Origin of the sequence: Enterococcus sp. DIV0561, assembly GCF_050539875.1 — a bacterium.
Lineage (GTDB): Bacteria > Bacillota > Bacilli > Lactobacillales > Enterococcaceae > Enterococcus > Enterococcus faecalis.
On record NZ_CP172927.1, the window covers coordinates 134,557 to 152,378 of the forward strand.

Here is a 17,822-nt window from a genome sequence, read left to right on the forward strand (position 1 = left end):
ATTTTTAACTAAATAGTTGAGGTTCTTCAACTACTTAGTTAAGGGTCAAAATTACCCTCTAAAGTATTGCCAATATAATTTTGTTAGGAAGTGAATAGACCTTGTCTCAAGAAGAAAACGTAATTGAGATGCGTAAAATCACCAAAGAATTTGGGACGTTCAAAGCCAACGACCAAATTGATCTACAAGTAAAACCTGGTGAAATCCACGCACTGCTAGGTGAAAATGGTGCAGGCAAGTCGACCTTGATGAATATCTTATCAGGGCTATTGGAACCGACCTCAGGTGAGATTTATATGAATGGCGAAAAAGTCAACATTACAAGTCCTACTGCAGCCAATCGTTTAGGAATCGGAATGGTCCATCAGCATTTTATGTTAGTTGAAGCCTTTACTGTGACTGAAAATATTATCTTAGGTAGTGAACCTACCCATGGCGGTATTTTAGACCGGAAAAAAGCGAAAAAAGAGATTGAAGAAGTGTCTAAGCAATACGGGTTGGATGTAAATCCCAATGCCTATATTCGCGATATTTCTGTGGGTATGCAACAACGGGTTGAAATTTTAAAGACCTTATATCGCGGGGCGAACGTTTTAATTTTTGACGAACCAACCGCAGTATTAACGCCACAAGAAATTGATGAATTAATGATTATTTTGAAAGAACTAACCGATGAAGGCAAATCGATCATTTTAATTACACATAAGTTAGATGAAATTAAAAAAGTGGCGGACCGTTGTACGGTCATTCGCCGGGGGCAAAGTATTGGCACCGTCAATGTGAAAGACGTTTCTTCGCAACAGTTAGCCGATATGATGGTGGGCCGTTCTGTTTCTTTCAAAACAGAGAAAAAACCAGCGCAACCGAAAGAAACAATTCTATCAATTAAAGATTTAGTAGTGAAAGAAAGCCGCGGCTTAGATGCGGTGAAAAATCTTAGCTTAGATGTCCGAGCAGGGGAAGTTGTTGGGATTGCGGGGATTGATGGCAATGGACAAACAGAATTAATCCAAGCCTTAGCAGGATTAACGAAAGTCGAAAAAGGCTCCATTCATTTGAATGAAAAAGAGATTACTAATCGCAAACCTCGGGAAATTACGGAAATGGGTGTCGCCCACGTTCCTGAAGACCGACATAAATATGGTTTGGTATTAGAGATGACATTGGCTGAAAATATTGGCCTACAAACGTATTACCAAAAACCATACAGTTCAACAGGTATTTTAAACTATCGAATGATTAACAAACATGCCCGTGAATTAATTGAAGAATATGATGTACGGACTCCTAATGAATTAGTACCAGCTCGGGCGCTTTCAGGTGGGAATCAGCAAAAAGCGATTATTGCCCGAGAAGTTGACCGCGATCCAGATTTGTTGATTGTTTCTCAACCAACACGCGGTTTAGATGTCGGAGCTATTGAATACATTCATCGTCGACTAATTGAACAAAGAGATAAAAATAAAGCTGTTTTATTAGTAAGTTTTGAATTAGACGAAATTTTAAACGTTTCTGATCGTATCGCTGTTATTCATGCGGGGGAAATCGTCGGAATTGTTGATCCGAAAGAAACGACAGAAAATGAATTGGGCTTGTTAATGGCTGGCTACTCATTGGAAGAAGCCCGTGCTGAGTTATCAAAAGTAGAGGCAGGTGAAACTGTTGAATAATCGTTCTGAAAAAATAAGAAATATTTTAGTCCCTGTGTTATCTGTTATTATGGGTTTCCTCTTAGGGGCAATTATTATGGTTATCTTTGGCTATGACCCAGTGGCTGGGTATCAAGCGATGTTTGAAACAGCTTTCCAAGGAAAGAAAAGTATTGGTGAGATTTTTGTAACCGCAGCACCGTTGATTTTTACCGCTTTAGGATTCTCGGTGGCAAATTCGGCTGGATTCTTTAATATCGGGCTTTCTGGACAAGCCTTATGTGGTTGGGTGGCTAGTATTTGGGTCGCTTTATCCATGCCTGATGCACCCCGGATGATTGCATTGCCGGTGGCGATTATTGTTGGCGCGGTTGCAGGGGCTTTAGCAGCAGCCATTCCAGGTTTCTTGCGTGCCTATTTTGGAACGAGTGAAGTTATTGTTACGATTATGTTGAATTATATTTTATTATACACAGGAAATCATATTGCTAATAATGTCATGAAACCAAGTATTATGGCGAACAAAGGGATCACCAAAATGATTGGTGCGAATGCATCATTACGCTCACCGTTTTTAACAAGTATCAGTGATGGCTCTCGTTTGAACATCGGCATTTTCTTGGCCTTCATTTTCCTTATTCTTGTGTGGTTCTTGATGAAAAAAACAACGCTTGGTTTTGAAATTCGGTCGGTGGGGTTAAACCCATTTGCTTCTGAATATGCTGGAATGAGCAGCAAGCGAACGATTATTTTATCCATGATGATTTCAGGAACGCTGGCTGGTTTAGGTGGTGCGGTCCAAGGATTGGGGACTTTCCAAAACTTCTTTATTCAAAACACATCGTTGAGCATTGGGTTCGATGGTATGGCCGTGTCTCTATTAGGAGCAGGTAGTTCAATCGGGATTTTACTTTCCGCATTACTGTTTGGAATGTTAAAACTTGGTGGACAAGGAATGCCGTTGATAGCTGGTGTACCAACCGAATTAGTTGATGTTGTTATTGCAGCGATTATTTTCTTTGTGGGAATTAGTTATTTAATTCGTTTCTTGTTAGCAAAAGCGTCTGGTAGTAAAAAAGAAGTAGCGATTGTAGAAACAATTGAAGCGGCGCCAGACAAAAACAATCAAGAGGGGGGAGACATCTAATGGATTTAGCAACAATTTCCTCAATCATCACGCAAACATTAGTGTATGCAACTCCGCTCATCTTGACAGCATTAGGCGGAACGTTCTCAGAACGAAGTGGTGTGGTTAACGTTGGCTTGGAAGGTATTATGGTAATGGGCGCTTTCAGTTCGGTCGTTTTTAACTTGACGTTTGCTGATACATTTGGCGCGGCGACACCATGGATTGCTTGTTTAGTAGGAGGCCTTGTCGGGATTGTCTTTTCTCTCTTACATGCCGTTGCAACTATTAACTTACGAGCAGATCATATTATCAGTGGTACTGTCATTAACTTGATGGCACCGGCGCTAGGGGTTTTCCTAGTAAAAGTTATTTATCAAAAAGGACAAACAGATATGATTACACAATCATTTGGTTATTTTTCTTTCCCAGGATTGTCAAAAATTCCAGTGATTGGTGAACTATTCTTTGCAAAAACCTCTTTGCCAGCTTTCGTAGCAATTTTGATTGCGATTTTAGCTTGGTTTGTCATTTATAAAACACGTTTTGGCTTACGGTTACGTTCTGTGGGGGAACATCCACAAGCTGCAGATACATTGGGAATTAATGTCTACTTAATGCGTTATTCTGGCGTCTTGTTATCCGGCTTCTTAGGCGGTATGGGCGGAGCTGTCTTTGCTCAAAGTATTGCGGGTCGTTTTGGGATTACCACAATTGCAGGACAAGGGTTTATTTCAATGGCCGCAATGATCTTTGGTAAATGGAATCCACTTGGGGCAATGGGCGCAGCCTTATTCTTTGGTTTTGCACAAAACTTGAGTATTGCTGGGGAAAACCTACCAATTATTTCAGAAATTCCAAAAGTTTATCTACAAGCAGCACCATACGTGTTGACCATTTTAGTCCTAGTTGTGTTCTTTGGAAAATCATCGGGACCAAAAGCGAACGGGAAAAATTACGTCAAAACGAAATAAGAAAAAGACCTTCGTCAATCTATGACGAAGGTCTTTTTTCTTAACGATAATTAAGCGCGTAACTCGTGAACATCAGTAAAAAGAAGAGCATGATGATACTGGACCTTAAGAACCGCTAAAATCGAAGGAATCAGTGAAAATTTTAATGCTCTTTCAGGCAATAATAGCGGATTCATGGTATAATTGAAGAGCTGAGAATAAATAGATTGTTCTGTTTGATTCTCGAGACTATTTAAAAGGCTAGCGTAAAATAATTGTCATTCTTGACGTATTTACGACCTTAGAGGAGGAAGCAAGTGTGTTTAAACGTGTTCATTTAATCGTACTAGATTCAGTCGGTATTGGTGAAGCACCAGATGCTGAAAAATTTGGAGATGTCGGCAGTGATACACTGGGTCATATTGCCAAAGAAGCGGGACTAACCATTCCTCATTTAGAAAAACTTGGATTGGGAACTATTGCTCCTTTAACAGGTGTCAAAGCAGTGGCAGACCACGATGGCTATGCCACCAAATTAGAAGAAATTTCTGTTGGAAAAGATACTATGACCGGTCACTGGGAAATTATGGGCTTGAACATCAAAAAACCTTTTCGGGTATTCCCAAATGGCTTTCCTGAAGAATTGCTGAAACAAATTGAAGATTTTTCTGGGCGAAAAGTTGTTTGTAACAAACCATATAGCGGGACAGCAGTCATTGATGATTATGGCGAACATCAAATGAAAACTGGGGATTTAATTGTTTATACTTCAGCAGACCCTGTTTTACAAATTGCGGCGCATGAAGACATTATTCCATTAGAAGAATTGTATAAAATTTGTCAATATGTTCGTGACATTACGAAAGACGAACCTTATATGATTGGTCGGATTATCGCCCGCCCGTATGTTGGTGAACCAGGTAATTTCACTCGAACCAGTAACCGTCATGACTATGCTTTAGATCCTTTTGGCCATACTGTTTTAGATTCGTTGAAAGAAAACGGCAATGATGTGATCGCTGTTGGGAAAATTAACGACATCTTTAATGGACAAGGAATTACTGAAGCTATCCGCACGAAGAGCAATATGGATGGGGTGGATCAATTATTAACGGTCATGAACAAAGATTTCACAGGTTTAAGTTTTACTAACTTAGTGGATTTCGATGCGCTGTATGGCCACCGTCGTGATGTGAAGGGCTATGCAAAAGCCATCGAAGATTTTGATGGTCGTTTGCCAGAGATTATGGCAGCTATGGCCGAAGATGATTTGCTTTTAATTACAGCAGATCACGGGAATGATCCAACTTTCCCAGGAACAGACCACACACGTGAATATGTGCCTTTATTGGCTTATAGTAAAAAAATGACAAAACAAGGCAGCTTGCCACAAGGATTTTATTCAGATATTTCAGCAACGATTGCTGAAAACTTTGAAGTTCCTGCAACGGAAAACGGTCAAAGCTTTTTAAATCAATTACAATAATTCGAGGAGGCAACACATGACAACGTTAACGAATCATTTAAACGAAACAACTGAGTTTTTGAAAGAAAAAGGGGTGCAACAAGCAGACTTCGGTCTAATCTTAGGTTCAGGGTTAGGTGAATTAGCTAATGAAATAACCGATGCGATTGCTATTCCTTTCTCTGAAATTCCCCATTTTTCTGTTTCAACAGTCGTTGGACATGCTGGACAATTAGTTTACGGAACGCTTTCTGGAAAAAAAGTTTTGGCGATGCAAGGACGTTTTCATTATTATGAAGGACATTCGATGCAAACGGTCACTTATCCTGTTCGTGTGATGGCTGCTTTAGGCATTCATTCAATGATTGTAACCAACGCAGCTGGTGGCGTAAATGAAACATATACACCGGGGAATTTGATGTTAATCAATGACCACATTAATTTTACAGGCGATAATCCGTTAATTGGTGAAAATGATGAAGAAATCGGGCCGCGTTTTCCAGATATGAGTCATGCTTACACGCAAGAATATCGGGAAGTGGCAAAAAAAGTGGCTGCGGAACAAAATATTGATTTAAAAGAAGGCGTGTATATGGGCTTTTCTGGCCCGACATATGAAACGCCTGCAGAAATTCGGATGTCACGGACGATGGGTGCGGATGCAGTTGGCATGTCAACTGTTTCGGAGGTTATTGTAGCTGTGCATAGTGGCATGAAAGTACTAGGTATCTCTTGTATTACGAATTTAGCAGCTGGTATGCAAAGTAGTTTAAATCATGCAGAAGTAGTTGAAACAACTGAACGCGTTAAAGGACAATTCAAAGAGTTAGTGAAAGCAACACTAGCAGCTTTATAAAAAAAGGAGTAAACCAGAATGAGTGTGCATATCGAAGCAAAACCAGGTGAAATTGCCGATAAAATTTTACTACCAGGGGATCCCCTCCGAGCAAAATATATTGCGGAAACTTTTTTAGAGAATCCTGTCTGCTATAATCAAGTTCGTGGGATGTTAGGTTACACAGGAACGTATAAGGGACAGCGTGTTTCGGTCCAAGGGACAGGGATGGGGATGCCTTCAGCAGGTATTTATGCCCATGAGTTAATTAACTCTTACGATGTGAAGAAGTTAATTCGTGTTGGTACGTGTGGTTCTATTTCAGAAAAAGTCAACGTTCGTGAATTAGTTATCGCACAAGCAGCAGCGACGCCTTCTTCCGCGATTCGCAATGATTTTCCTAAATATGATTTTCCACAAATTGCGAGCTTTGATCTTTTACTCAAATCTTACGAAATTGCCAAAGCAAAAGGCTTTACTACCCATGTTGGTAACGTATTGTCAGATGATGTTTTTTACAAAGATAGCTTAGATGATGTCTTTCGTTTAGGTCGATACGGGGTATTAGCGATTGAAATGGAAGCGGCAATGTTATATTATTTAGCAGCAAAATTTGATGTAGAAGCATTGGCGATTATGACGGTGAGTGATAGCTTGGTGACAGGCGAAGAAACAACGGCAGAAGAACGCCAAACGACGTTTAATGAAATGATTGAAGTTGGCTTAGAAACGGCAATTGCTAATTAAAAAAATGCTTGGATGAAAACAATCATCCAAGCATTTTTTTTAATTTAAGAGCGCTTTTTTTACATCTTCAACAATTTGGGTATTCGCAATAGGTCCGTTGTATAACCAACTACTTTTTTTATCATAGGTATGAACTTGGTTATTTTTCACAGCAGGTAAGTTCTTCCAAATTGCTTCTTGGAAAAGAGGTGCTGATTCATCACTGTTTACAAGGAAAATATGGTCTGCGTCAAGCTCAGCTAATTTTTCTAAAGAAACTTGATTCCAATCCGCAGTAGCATTTTTAGAAATTTCTTCCACTAATTTTGGAACTTGGAGGCCTAAGTCCTGATAGAGCACGGTTCCGCTTGAGCGATTATCGCTAACCATAAAGACTTGGTTGTTGGTTACCCATAAGACTGCCGCAGATTTGCCAGCATCTTTCTTGCCAAGGTCTTCTTGGACGCCTTTGGTTAAGGTATCATAATCTTCTAACACTTTTTTCGCTTGTTCTTTTTTATCTAAAACAGTCGCAATATCTTCCAATTGATCACGCCAGGTGACATTTTCGCCATTTTTGACCACATAAGTTGGCGCTATTTTACTGTATTCTTTGTATTTACCGCCTTCAACTAGAGCAGATGAACTGATTAATAATAAGTCAGGTTCAAATTTTAGAACCGCTTCATATGGCAAGTCATAGGAAATAGTGGGGACATCTTTCAATTCTTTCGCTAAATAATCTTGAATGCTGCCTTGTCCAACTGTCCATTGTGCCACTGGTTTTTCTCCTAATGCAACTAGATAATCTTCTAAATAGCTCGCAATAATCCGTTTGGGTTTCGCGGGGACGGTTACTTTATTGCCTAAGGTATCTGTTACTTCATGTGTTTTGTCAGCGTTGTTGGCTTCTTTATTCGTATTACCACAAGCTGCGAGTAAGAATGAACCAAGAAGAAGGGTGGTACCAATTAGGACCGTCTTTTTTAAAAGTTTCATTGTGTAACTCCTTTATTTTTAGTTGATAACGATTCTCATTATCAGTTAAAAACGACCGTTTGTCAATCATCGCTTGCTTTTTTGAGCAAATAAGTTGCATTTTTTAGATAATTCGTTTTTTGATTGGAAGAAACATTGCTTTTTAAGGAAGGGTCTTTTATAATCAAGGAACAATGAGTGAGAACGATTCTCAATAAATGTAAAATAACGACAGAAAAATTAAAGAGGAATGGTTATGAATTATTTAGAGGCAGAGGACTTAACTACAGGATATGGTCGTCAAGTGATTAGTGAAGCGCTGAACTGTTCATTTGAAGCGGGAACTATTACAAGTATTATTGGACCAAATGGTTGTGGCAAATCGACCTTGTTAAAAACACTTGCGCGTATTTTGCCAGCCGAGAAAGGCAAGGTGTTCATTAAGAACCAAGAACTTCAACATTTTTCTTCAAAAGAAGTGGCGCAAGAACTAGCGATTTTATCACAAACGCCAGAAAATACAATCGATTTATCTGTTTTTGACCTCGTCTCTTTTGGGCGGTATCCATATCAATCGGGCTGGAAAAGTGTCACCACAGAAGATCAAGAGTACATACAATGGGCATTAGAATTAACAGGCTTAACTGAATTAGCTAGAGAGTCTGTGGCGATTTTATCAGGTGGACAACGCCAACGGGTTTGGATTGCTATGGCGCTAGTGCAGGATACAGATATTTTAATTTTAGATGAACCGACCACCTATTTGGATCCAGCGCATCAGCTAGAAATTTTAAATGTGTTAAAACGAATTAATCAAGAACATCAGAAAACTATCGTGATGACGATTCATGATATTAATTTAGCTTCTCGTTTTTCTGATCGCGTGATTGCGATGAAAGAGGGAAAGATTATCAATGAGGGAACACCGCAAGAAGTGATTACTGTTACTGGCTTAGCGGATGTTTTCGCTATTCAAGCAGAAATTAGTTATCATAGTCAGACACAGCGGCCACTAGTGCTTTCTTATGAGTTGATGGAAATGGAGCTGGATGGATGAAAGGCATAAGCGGATTTTATAGACACCAATGGCAAGTGTTACTTGTCTGTCTTTTTTTGCTACTGGGGACAATGCTTCTGTCGCTGATGTTTGGTGCGACGTCGGTTTCGATTCAAACGATTATTGAATCATTTACGCACTTCGATGCGACCAATCAAGCGCATCAAGTCATCCAAACTGTTCGGTTGCCGCGGATTTTAGGGGCCGCTTTTGTGGGAGCAAGTTTAGCGGTGAGTGGGGCGTTAGCGCAAGGGATTACGCAAAACCCATTGGCAGATTCTGGCTTGCTGGGTATCAATGCTGGGGCTGGCTTGGGCTTAGCGCTTGTTTTTGCTTTCCTCCCTCAGGCAAGTTATTGGTGGCTTTTAGTTGTTTCTTTTCTTGGTGCCGGCGTGAGTGTGGCACTGATTTATTATCTTTCTAATCATTCAATTCGAGGAGCAAGCCCCATGCGTCTGACCTTGGTGGGAGCTGGTATTAGTGCCCTTTTTTTATCATTTAGTCAATTCTTAGCCATTCAGTTCAATTTGAGTCAAGAGTTAACGTTTTGGTTTCTTGGCGGTGTCAGCGTTATTTCTTGGGCACAATTAAAAATAGTCGTCCCGATCTTTCTGGGCGCATTTGCATTAGCAATTCTGATTAGTCCGTCGGTGACTATTTTACGGTTTGGCGATGATGCAACAATTGGTTTAGGGCGAAATCCGCAGCGTATTCGGTTGTTCGCCAGTATAACGATTTTGCTTTTATCAGGATTGTCTGTGGCGCTGGTTGGCTCGGTCAGTTTTGTTGGTTTGGTGGTGCCTCATGTGATGCGAACAGTTTCTGGAGAAAATTACCGTCGCTTGATTCCGTTCTCGGCGTTAGGCGGTGCGCTCCTCGTTTTGGTGGCAGATTTAATCGCTCGAATGGTGAATCCGCCTTTTGAAACACCATTTGGGATTATCACGGCCTTAATTGGCATCCCATTCTTTCTTTATTTATTTCGTAAAGGAGGGCAACTAGGATGACACAGAAAAAAGTGTCCCGTTGGGTGGCTGTCTTAATAGTTGGGATTATCCTAACTGCTTGTATCAGTTTAACGCAAGGGGAATTATCTGTTTCCGTCATGGATTTAAAAGCCCTTCTTTTGGGACAGGGAAGTCAGGCCAAACAACTGTTAGTTTGGGATTTTCGGTTACCACGGATTGTGCTAGCGGTCCTTTCGGGCGCAGCTTTAGGCTTAAGCGGCGCTATTCTTCAAGGAATTACTCGGAATCCGTTGGCAGATACTGGGATTTTAGGCATTAATGCCGGTGCGGGTTTGGCAGTGATTTTGTTTATTAGTTTTGTTGAGACGACAAGTATCACGACGTTTGCACTTCCGCTTGTGGCCTTAGTTGGCGGCTTGCTAGCGGCTGTTGGGATTTTGGTAATCGCGTATCATCATCGTTTAGGATTAACGCCAGTTCGAATGGTCTTAGCGGGTGTCATTTTGAGTACGGGTATTTCAGCACTCACCTTATTAATTACATCAAAAATTGACACTGAAAAGTACCGTTTTGTTACAATGTGGCAAGCAGGCAGTATTTGGGGCAGTAATTGGTTCTTTGTGGGCGCTTTGTTGCCTTGGCTAGTCATCGGGTTCTTATTTGCGATGAAGCGTCATCGTCTGTTGGATATTTTACAATTGGGGGACGAAACAGCTATTTCTGTAGGTATTGCTGTGAAAAAAGAACGAATCGTTTCGCTGCTGTTAGCGGTGATGTTGGCGGCTTCAGCGATTTCCGTTACAGGGGGAATTAATTTTTTAGGTTTACTTGCGCCACATATTGCTCGCAAATGTGGTTTTACGCAACAAAAACAGGTATTGCCATTGGCGGCGTTGTTTGGGAGTTTACTTTTATTGGTTAGTGATACGATTGGTCGGCTATTGCCTGGCAATGGAGAAATGCCTGCAGGGATTATTGTTGCGATCATCGGTGCGCCTTATTTTCTTTATTTGTTAATCAAAACAAGCGATTCGTTATAAAAAAGAATCGAAAGCTGGGTCAAGCGATCGTTGTGAAAGCAACTGTCATTTGCTCGGCTTTTTTATTGGCGGATTTTTGAAAAAATAGTATGATAAATGCGTAAGAGCATTGAATGGAGGATGAAAGAATGGAAAACTTTAATTTTTATGTACCAACAGACATCCGTTTTGGGAAAGATCGTTTAGACGAATTACCTGCTGTGTTAGATCAATTTGGCAAAAATGTCTTACTTGTTTATGGTGGTGGTAGTATCAAACGTAATGGCTTGTACCAACAAATTACTGATTTGGCCCAAAAAAACGGGCATACACTGATTGAGTTGAGCGGTGTCGAACCAAACCCGCGCATTGAAACCGTTAGAAAAGGAATTGAGTTGTGTAAAGAAAACCAAGTCGATGTTATTTTAGCAGTTGGCGGTGGTTCAACCATTGACTGTTCCAAAGCAATAGCTGCGGGCTTTTATTCGGAAGAAGATATCTGGACAGTTATTGCAGCCAGAAAAGGGTATACAGGTCCTGCTTTACCAATCGTGACCATCTTGACTTTAGCAGCGACAGGTAGTGAAATGAACGCAGGTGCTGTCATTTCTAACTTAGAAACCAATCAAAAATTAGGCTTTGGTGGTCCGAATATGATTCCAAAAGTTTCGTTCTTGGATCCAACGAATACTTTTACGGTTCCTCAAAATCAAACAGCAGCTGGCTCAGCGGATATTTTCAGTCATTTGATTGAAAACTATTTTAGTATTTCGACAGGCACGGACGTCCAAGATTTTGTGTCAGAAGGCTTAATGCGAACGGTTATCAAAAATTGTCCTATTGCTTTAGAAAATCCAGAAGATTATGATGCACGTGCTAATTTAATGTGGGCAAGTAGTTTAGCCTTAAATGGTTTAACAGGGCGCGGCAAACAAGGTGTTTGGTCTTGTCACCCAATGGAACATGAATTAAGTGCGTTTTATGACATTACGCATGGGATTGGTTTAGCAATTTTAACGCCTCGTTGGATGAATTACGTTTTGTCTGAACAAACCGTAGGCAAGTTTGCACAGTTTGCTCGAAATGTTTGGGGAATAGTCGAACAAGAAGAGGAAGTAGCAGCGAAAAAAGGTATTCAAGCATTGTATGATTACTTTGTGGCTTGTGGCATTCCAATGACATTACCAGAAGTTGGCATCGAAGCAGATAAATTTGAAGAAATGGCACAACAAGCTGTGGCCCATAGTGCAATTGCCGAAAAGGCTTATGTACCATTGGATGCAGCGGATATAGTAGCGATTTATAAAGATTGTTTAACCGAAAGTCAATTTATTTAATCCATAAAAAAGCGGTTTGCCAAGGCAAACCGCTTTTGTTAATAAGAAACAAGTTCTTATAAGTAGTATTTTTCTTTCACAGTTAAATCATCGTTTAATTCATAAACTAATGGTTTACCTGTTGGGATTTCAAGATCCATAATATCTTCATCAGAAATGCCTTCGATGTGTTTAGCTAAAGCACGTAATGAATTACCATGAGCCGCTACTAAGACAGTTTTGTTGTCTTTTAAAGCTGGCGCAATTTCATCTTGCCAGAATGGTAATGCACGTTCCAAAGTAACTTTCAAGTTTTCGCCACCAGGAATATCGCGTTGATCTAACATTGCATAACGACGGTCGTTTGCTGCAGAACCTTCATCTGTTGCTTCCATTAATGGAGGAAGAGTATCGTAAGAACGACGCCAGATGTGGACTTGTTCGTCTCCGTATTTTTCAGCAGTTTCTTTTTTGTTTAGTCCTTGTAATTTACCATAGTGACGTTCGTTTAAGCGCCAAGATTTGATTTGAGGTACCCATAATTGATCTGAGTATTCTAGTAAATAGTTACAAGTTTTGATGGCACGAGTTAAAACAGAAGTATAAGCAACGTCGAATTCGATGCCTGCTTCTTTAATTTTACGTCCGCCTTCTTTTGCTTCTTCAACACCTTCAGGTGCTAAATCTACGTCAGCCCATCCAGTAAATTGGTTTAAGGCATTCCATTCGCTAAGTCCATGACGAGAAAAAACTAATTTTGGCATGTATAAGCTCTCCTTTGAGTTTAGTTTTCTGAAAATAAGATTTCCACGTTTATTGTACACCGTTTTGCGCAAGATTTCCAATGGAAAATAGTAAAAAAACGTGAAAGTTGCTGAAAAATTAGAGTGAAATCGAATCAAAAAAGAAGCCCCATCTGAAGGACTTCTTTTTTATTCTTAGGAATACAGCCGTTCGACATCTGTCTCAGGTAAATTGATGTACTTATAACAAGTGCCCACCGAAACGCCGCATTTATTAGAAATAAATTGGATGGTTTCTTTGTTTTCGTAATATAATGCACGGATTTTGCGGACGGTGCGTCCATCGATTTTGGGCCGTCCACCTACTTTTCCGTTTTCACGAGCTTTGTGGAGCCCGACGAGTGTTCGTTCTTTAATTAGTGCACATTCCATCGCAGATAAGCTCTCCATTAATTGGAAATAGGCTTCACCTGTTGGAAGGTGAGTATCAATTCCTTCTGAAATGCTGACAAAATCAACTTGTTTTTCCTTTAACATTTTCATAAAGTCTGTTAATTGGCGGGTTGTTTTACCTAAATGGTGCAATTTACAAACAATAAGTGTATCCCCAGCAGAAAGAAGTTTTTCGACTTCGTCTAAGACACTGATCTCCGCTTGAGGATCAAATGTCTCTTGGAAAATATCATCACAACCAAACGATTGGAGAGTGGTTAGTTGATTTTTTAAATCTTCTTCAATAATAGTTGTGCGTGCATAACCAATTCGTTTCATATATTATCCTTCCTATATAAATAATCTTTTTTCACACATTCTTAACGTGCGGGAACATGTAAGGTTTTCGGTCCATCTTCATAACCGACGATTACCATAGAAACCATATTTAAAAATAAGCCGTGTTCAACGACGCCAACTAAGTTGTCTAAATAAGAACCTAAAGCTTCTGGATCTGTAATTTTTTCTAAATGCAAATCGATGATATGGTGGCCTCCATCTGTTATTAATGTTTCGCCAGCAGCGTTTAGACGAAGTGCTGGGTGATAGCCTTTTTCTTCAAATAAATGCACTAGTTGGCAGCTGCCATAAGGGACAACCTCAACAGGAAGTGGGAAAGCCCCTAAATCGTCCACCATTTTTGATTTATCCACAATCCAAATACATTTCTTTGAATAAGTGGCCACAATTTTTTCAAAAAGTAAGGCAGCGCCACCGCCTTTGATTCCTTGAAAATCAGCGCTGATTTCATCGGCGCCATCAATCGTAAGATCCACATACGGAACCTCATCAATACCCTTTAAAGGAATGCCCAAGGCTAAGGCTTGTTTCTCTGTTTCTTTTGAAGTAGTAACCCCCACGATTGACAATCCTTCTTCTTTTACGCGACGACCAATTTCGTCTACCATAAATTTTGCTGTTGAGCCAGTACCCAAACCGACAATCATGCCGTCTTCTACATATTTTGCAGCTTCGATTCCTACCATTTGTTTCAGATTCATCGCTGTTTTCCGCCCCCTTCAATAGTCAAAGATATTGTACCGTTATTTAACTAAAAAAGATAGAAAGTTTTTGAAAAAGTCATAAAAATTTTTAAAGAAAAAGTGCATTTAAATAGAAGGAAAAGCTTTTTTACGAAAGGCGAAAGAAGAGGGTTGACAGCTGATACTTATCGTGGTATCCTAACAAAGGTGCTTTATCTACAGGTTCCTTATAGGGACGTGCTGACTGTCTATCAAAGCATATTTGATAAAGAGTGCAGAGATTGCATTATTTTTTATCGCGAAAAAAGAACCACCTGGATGTGTGGAACTAGAAGCGAAGTAAGGAAGGAGGAGAACAAGGAATGCCTACAATTAACCAATTAGTACGTAAACCTCGTAAATCTAAAGTAGAAAAATCTGATTCACCAGCCTTAAACAAAGGATATAACAGTTTTAAGAAAACTCAAACAAACGTTAACTCTCCGCAAAAACGTGGAGTTTGTACACGTGTGGGTACGATGACACCTAAAAAACCGAACTCAGCTTTACGTAAATATGCCCGTGTTCGTTTGTCAAACTTAATCGAAGTTACAGCTTATATCCCAGGTATCGGTCACAACTTACAAGAACACAGCGTGGTATTATTACGTGGTGGACGTGTAAAAGACTTACCAGGGGTACGTTACCATATCGTTCGTGGTGCGCTTGATACTGCCGGTGTTAACGACCGTAAACAAAGCCGCTCTAAATACGGTACAAAACGTCCTAAAGCTTAATTATAATAAGACAATAACAACTTGAAAAATCATATTTCGGAAGGAGGAGTTACGGATGCCTCGTAAAGGTCCTGTTGCAAAACGTGATGTTTTACCAGATCCAATTTATAACTCAAAATTAGTAACTCGCTTAATCAACCGTGTAATGGTTGACGGTAAACGCGGGATTGCTGCTAACATTATCTATAATTCATTTGATATCATCAAAGAATCTACAGGTAACGATCCATTGGAAGTTTTTGAACAAGCAATGAAAAACGTTATGCCTGTTCTTGAAGTTAAAGCACGTCGTGTTGGGGGTTCTAACTACCAAGTACCAGTTGAAGTTCGTCCAGAACGTCGTACAACTTTAGGTTTACGTTGGGTAGTTAACTACGCACGTCTACGTGGTGAACACACAATGGAAGAACGTCTAGCGAAAGAAATCATGGATGCTGCTAACAACACTGGCGCTTCTGTTAAAAAACGCGAAGACACACACAAAATGGCAGACGCAAACCGCGCATTTGCTCATTATCGTTGGTAAGATCCTCTCTGTCTGTCGCGTAAAGTGGCAGCAGAAAGTCAATTTACAATCGATTTAAATAAAGAGAGGAGTAAACATACAAAATGGCAAGAGAATTTTCACTTGAAAAAACTCGTAACATTGGTATCATGGCCCACGTTGATGCTGGTAAAACAACAACAACTGAGCGTATCTTGTACTACACTGGTAAAATCCATAAAATCGGTGAAACCCATGAAGGTGCTTCACAAATGGACTGGATGGAACAAGAACAAGAACGTGGTATCACGATTACATCCGCTGCGACAACTGCACAGTGGAAAGGCTACCGTGTAAATATCATCGATACTCCAGGACACGTGGACTTCACAATTGAAGTACAACGTTCTCTACGCGTATTAGATGGTGCGGTGACAGTTCTTGACTCTCAATCAGGTGTAGAACCTCAAACAGAAACTGTTTGGCGTCAAGCGACTGAATATAAAGTTCCTCGTATTGTATTCTGTAACAAAATGGATAAAATCGGTGCGGACTTCTTCTATTCAGTAGAATCATTACATGATCGTTTACAAGCAAACGCTCATCCAATTCAAATTCCAATCGGAGCTGAAGAAGACTTCACTGGAATCATTGACTTGATTAAAATGAAAGCTGAAATCTACACAAATGATTTGGGAACAGATATTCAAGAAACTGATATTCCTGAAGATTATTTAGAAAAAGCGCAAGAATGGCGCGAAAAATTAGTTGAAGCTGTTGCTGAAACTGACGAAGACTTAATGATGAAATATCTTGAAGGTGAAGAAATCACTGAAGAAGAATTAGTCGCTGGTATCCGTCAAGCAACAATCAACGTTGAGTTCTTCCCTGTATTAGCTGGTTCAGCATTCAAGAATAAAGGGGTTCAATTAATGTTGGACGCTGTTCTTGATTACTTACCATCTCCATTAGATATCGATGCTATCAAAGGGATCGATACTAAAACAGACGAAGAAACAACTCGTCCAGCTGATGACGAAGCACCTTTCGCTTCATTAGCATTTAAAGTTATGACTGACCCATTCGTAGGTCGTTTAACTTTCTTCCGTGTTTATTCTGGTGTCCTTGAAAGTGGTTCATACGTATTGAACGCTTCAAAAGGCAAAAAAGAACGTATCGGTCGTATCCTACAAATGCACGCCAACACTCGTCAAGAAATTGACAAAGTGTACTCTGGTGATATCGCTGCTGCTGTTGGTCTGAAAGACACAACAACTGGTGATACATTATGTGCATTAGATGCACCAGTTATTCTTGAATCTATTGAATTCCCTGATCCAGTTATCCAAGTCGCTGTTGAACCTAAATCAAAAGCTGACCAAGATAAAATGGGCGTGGCTCTACAAAAACTTGCTGAAGAAGATCCATCATTCCGCGTTGAAACAAACGTTGAAACTGGTGAAACAGTTATCTCTGGTATGGGTGAATTGCACTTAGACGTTTTAGTAGACCGTATGAAACGTGAATTCAAAGTTGAAGCTAACGTAGGTGCTCCTCAAGTATCTTACCGCGAAACATTCCGTGCTGCGACTAAAGCAGAAGGTAAATTCGTTCGTCAGTCTGGTGGTAAAGGACAATACGGTCACGTATGGGTTGAATTTACACCAAATGAAGAAGGTAAAGGCTTCGAGTTTGAAAACGCAATTGTCGGTGGTGTGGTTCCTCGTGAATACATCCCAGCAGTTGAAAAAGGGTTAGAAGACTCTATGAACAACGGTGTTCTTGCTGGTTATCCATTAGTTGATATCAAAGCAAAACTTTACGATGGTTCATACCACGATGTCGATTCAAATGAAACGGCCTTCCGTGTAGCTGCTTCTATGGCATTGAAAGCTGCGGCTAAAAATGCAAACCCAGTTATTTTAGAACCAATGATGAAAGTTACAATTACTGTTCCTGAAGATTACTTAGGTGATATCATGGGACACGTAACAAGTCGTCGTGGACGTGTTGAAGGTATGGAAGCACACGGTAACTCTCAAATCGTTAATGCGATGGTACCTTTAGCTGAAATGTTTGGTTATGCTACAACATTACGTTCAGCAACACAAGGACGCGGTACATTTATGATGGTATTTGACCACTATGAAGACGTACCTAAGTCTGTTCAAGAAGAAATCATCAAGAAAAACGGCGGCAACGCATAATTTTCCTTGAGAATAAAAGGTTTGTTTTTAGAACTATCCTTTTTT

The 17,822-nt window shown here is 40.1% G+C and carries 17 protein-coding genes; 13 read left to right on the forward strand and 4 right to left on the reverse strand.

What is annotated here, in order from left to right; translation table 11 throughout:
- Positions 1–101 precede the first annotated feature (101 nt).
- From IGM13_RS00590 to deoD, 6 genes are all read left to right on the forward strand, one after another.
- Positions 102–1,670, forward strand: coding sequence for an ABC transporter ATP-binding protein (locus IGM13_RS00590; protein WP_002383844.1), 1,569 nt, complete (start codon positions 102–104; stop codon positions 1,668–1,670).
- Complete coding sequence (locus IGM13_RS00595; protein ID WP_002356171.1) at positions 1,663–2,796, forward strand: ABC transporter permease; 1,134 nt, start codon at positions 1,663–1,665, stop codon at positions 2,794–2,796. The genes IGM13_RS00590 and IGM13_RS00595 overlap by 8 nt, the downstream gene beginning before the upstream one ends.
- Entirely contained in the window at positions 2,796–3,749 is a 954-nt protein-coding gene (locus tag IGM13_RS00600; protein ID WP_002383846.1) for an ABC transporter permease, read from the forward strand. Before IGM13_RS00595 ends, IGM13_RS00600 begins: the two co-directional genes overlap by 1 nt.
- 298 nt (positions 3,750–4,047) lie before the next feature.
- Positions 4,048–5,214 (forward strand): phosphopentomutase, encoded by a 1,167-nt coding sequence (gene deoB / locus IGM13_RS00605; RefSeq protein WP_002356179.1) that lies wholly within the window; start codon positions 4,048–4,050, stop codon positions 5,212–5,214.
- A 16-nt stretch (positions 5,215–5,230) separates the two neighbouring features.
- Positions 5,231–6,049, forward strand: coding sequence for a purine-nucleoside phosphorylase (locus tag IGM13_RS00610; RefSeq protein ID WP_002356180.1), 819 nt, complete (start codon positions 5,231–5,233; stop codon positions 6,047–6,049).
- Positions 6,050–6,067: 18 nt separating this feature from the next.
- Positions 6,068–6,775: a purine-nucleoside phosphorylase gene (gene deoD / locus IGM13_RS00615; protein ID WP_002359338.1), complete on the forward strand. Its 708-nt coding sequence runs from the start codon at positions 6,068–6,070 to the stop codon at positions 6,773–6,775.
- A 39-nt stretch (positions 6,776–6,814) separates the two neighbouring features.
- Here deoD and IGM13_RS00620 read toward each other — a convergent pair whose 3' ends face one another.
- Positions 6,815–7,753 carry an iron-hydroxamate ABC transporter substrate-binding protein gene (locus tag IGM13_RS00620; protein WP_002361532.1) on the reverse strand — a complete coding sequence of 313 codons (939 nt, stop codon included), beginning with the start codon at positions 7,751–7,753 and terminating at the stop codon, positions 6,815–6,817.
- Positions 7,754–7,982: 229 nt separating this feature from the next.
- Between IGM13_RS00620 and IGM13_RS00625 the strand changes: the two genes are divergently transcribed.
- From IGM13_RS00625 to IGM13_RS00640, 4 genes are all read left to right on the forward strand, one after another.
- Positions 7,983–8,789: an ABC transporter ATP-binding protein gene (locus tag IGM13_RS00625; RefSeq protein WP_002356183.1), complete on the forward strand. Its 807-nt coding sequence runs from the start codon at positions 7,983–7,985 to the stop codon at positions 8,787–8,789.
- Positions 8,786–9,796 (forward strand): FecCD family ABC transporter permease, encoded by a 1,011-nt coding sequence (locus IGM13_RS00630; protein WP_002367634.1) that lies wholly within the window; start codon positions 8,786–8,788, stop codon positions 9,794–9,796. Before IGM13_RS00625 ends, IGM13_RS00630 begins: the two co-directional genes overlap by 4 nt.
- Positions 9,793–10,797 (forward strand): FecCD family ABC transporter permease, encoded by a 1,005-nt coding sequence (locus IGM13_RS00635; protein ID WP_002419405.1) that lies wholly within the window; start codon positions 9,793–9,795, stop codon positions 10,795–10,797. Before IGM13_RS00630 ends, IGM13_RS00635 begins: the two co-directional genes overlap by 4 nt.
- A gap of 113 nt (positions 10,798–10,910) precedes the next feature.
- Positions 10,911–12,113, forward strand: a complete 1,203-nt coding sequence (locus IGM13_RS00640) for an iron-containing alcohol dehydrogenase (RefSeq protein WP_002408242.1) — start codon at positions 10,911–10,913, stop codon at positions 12,111–12,113.
- A gap of 56 nt (positions 12,114–12,169) precedes the next feature.
- On the opposite strand, the gene gpmA is transcribed toward IGM13_RS00640, so the two are convergent.
- From gpmA to rpiA, 3 genes are all read right to left on the reverse strand, one after another.
- A complete protein-coding gene (gene gpmA / locus IGM13_RS00645; protein WP_002359343.1) occupies positions 12,170–12,856 on the reverse strand; it encodes a 2,3-diphosphoglycerate-dependent phosphoglycerate mutase in 687 nt (228 codons plus the stop codon).
- 174 nt (positions 12,857–13,030) lie between these two features.
- Positions 13,031–13,606 carry a recombinase family protein gene (locus IGM13_RS00650; RefSeq protein WP_002419404.1) on the reverse strand — a complete coding sequence of 192 codons (576 nt, stop codon included), beginning with the start codon at positions 13,604–13,606 and terminating at the stop codon, positions 13,031–13,033.
- A 41-nt stretch (positions 13,607–13,647) separates the two neighbouring features.
- Entirely contained in the window at positions 13,648–14,328 is a 681-nt protein-coding gene (rpiA, locus tag IGM13_RS00655; RefSeq protein ID WP_002383851.1) for a ribose-5-phosphate isomerase RpiA, read from the reverse strand.
- A gap of 344 nt (positions 14,329–14,672) precedes the next feature.
- Here rpiA and rpsL point away from each other — a divergent pair, with 344 nt between their 5' ends.
- From rpsL to fusA, 3 genes are all read left to right on the forward strand, one after another.
- Positions 14,673–15,086, forward strand: a complete 414-nt coding sequence (rpsL, locus tag IGM13_RS00660) for a 30S ribosomal protein S12 (protein WP_002356190.1) — start codon at positions 14,673–14,675, stop codon at positions 15,084–15,086.
- Between the two features lie 55 nt (positions 15,087–15,141).
- Positions 15,142–15,612, forward strand: a complete 471-nt coding sequence (rpsG, locus tag IGM13_RS00665) for a 30S ribosomal protein S7 (RefSeq protein WP_002356191.1) — start codon at positions 15,142–15,144, stop codon at positions 15,610–15,612.
- A gap of 83 nt (positions 15,613–15,695) precedes the next feature.
- Entirely contained in the window at positions 15,696–17,777 is a 2,082-nt protein-coding gene (gene fusA, locus IGM13_RS00670) for an elongation factor G (protein ID WP_002356192.1), read from the forward strand.
- Positions 17,778–17,822: the final 45 nt, after the last annotated feature.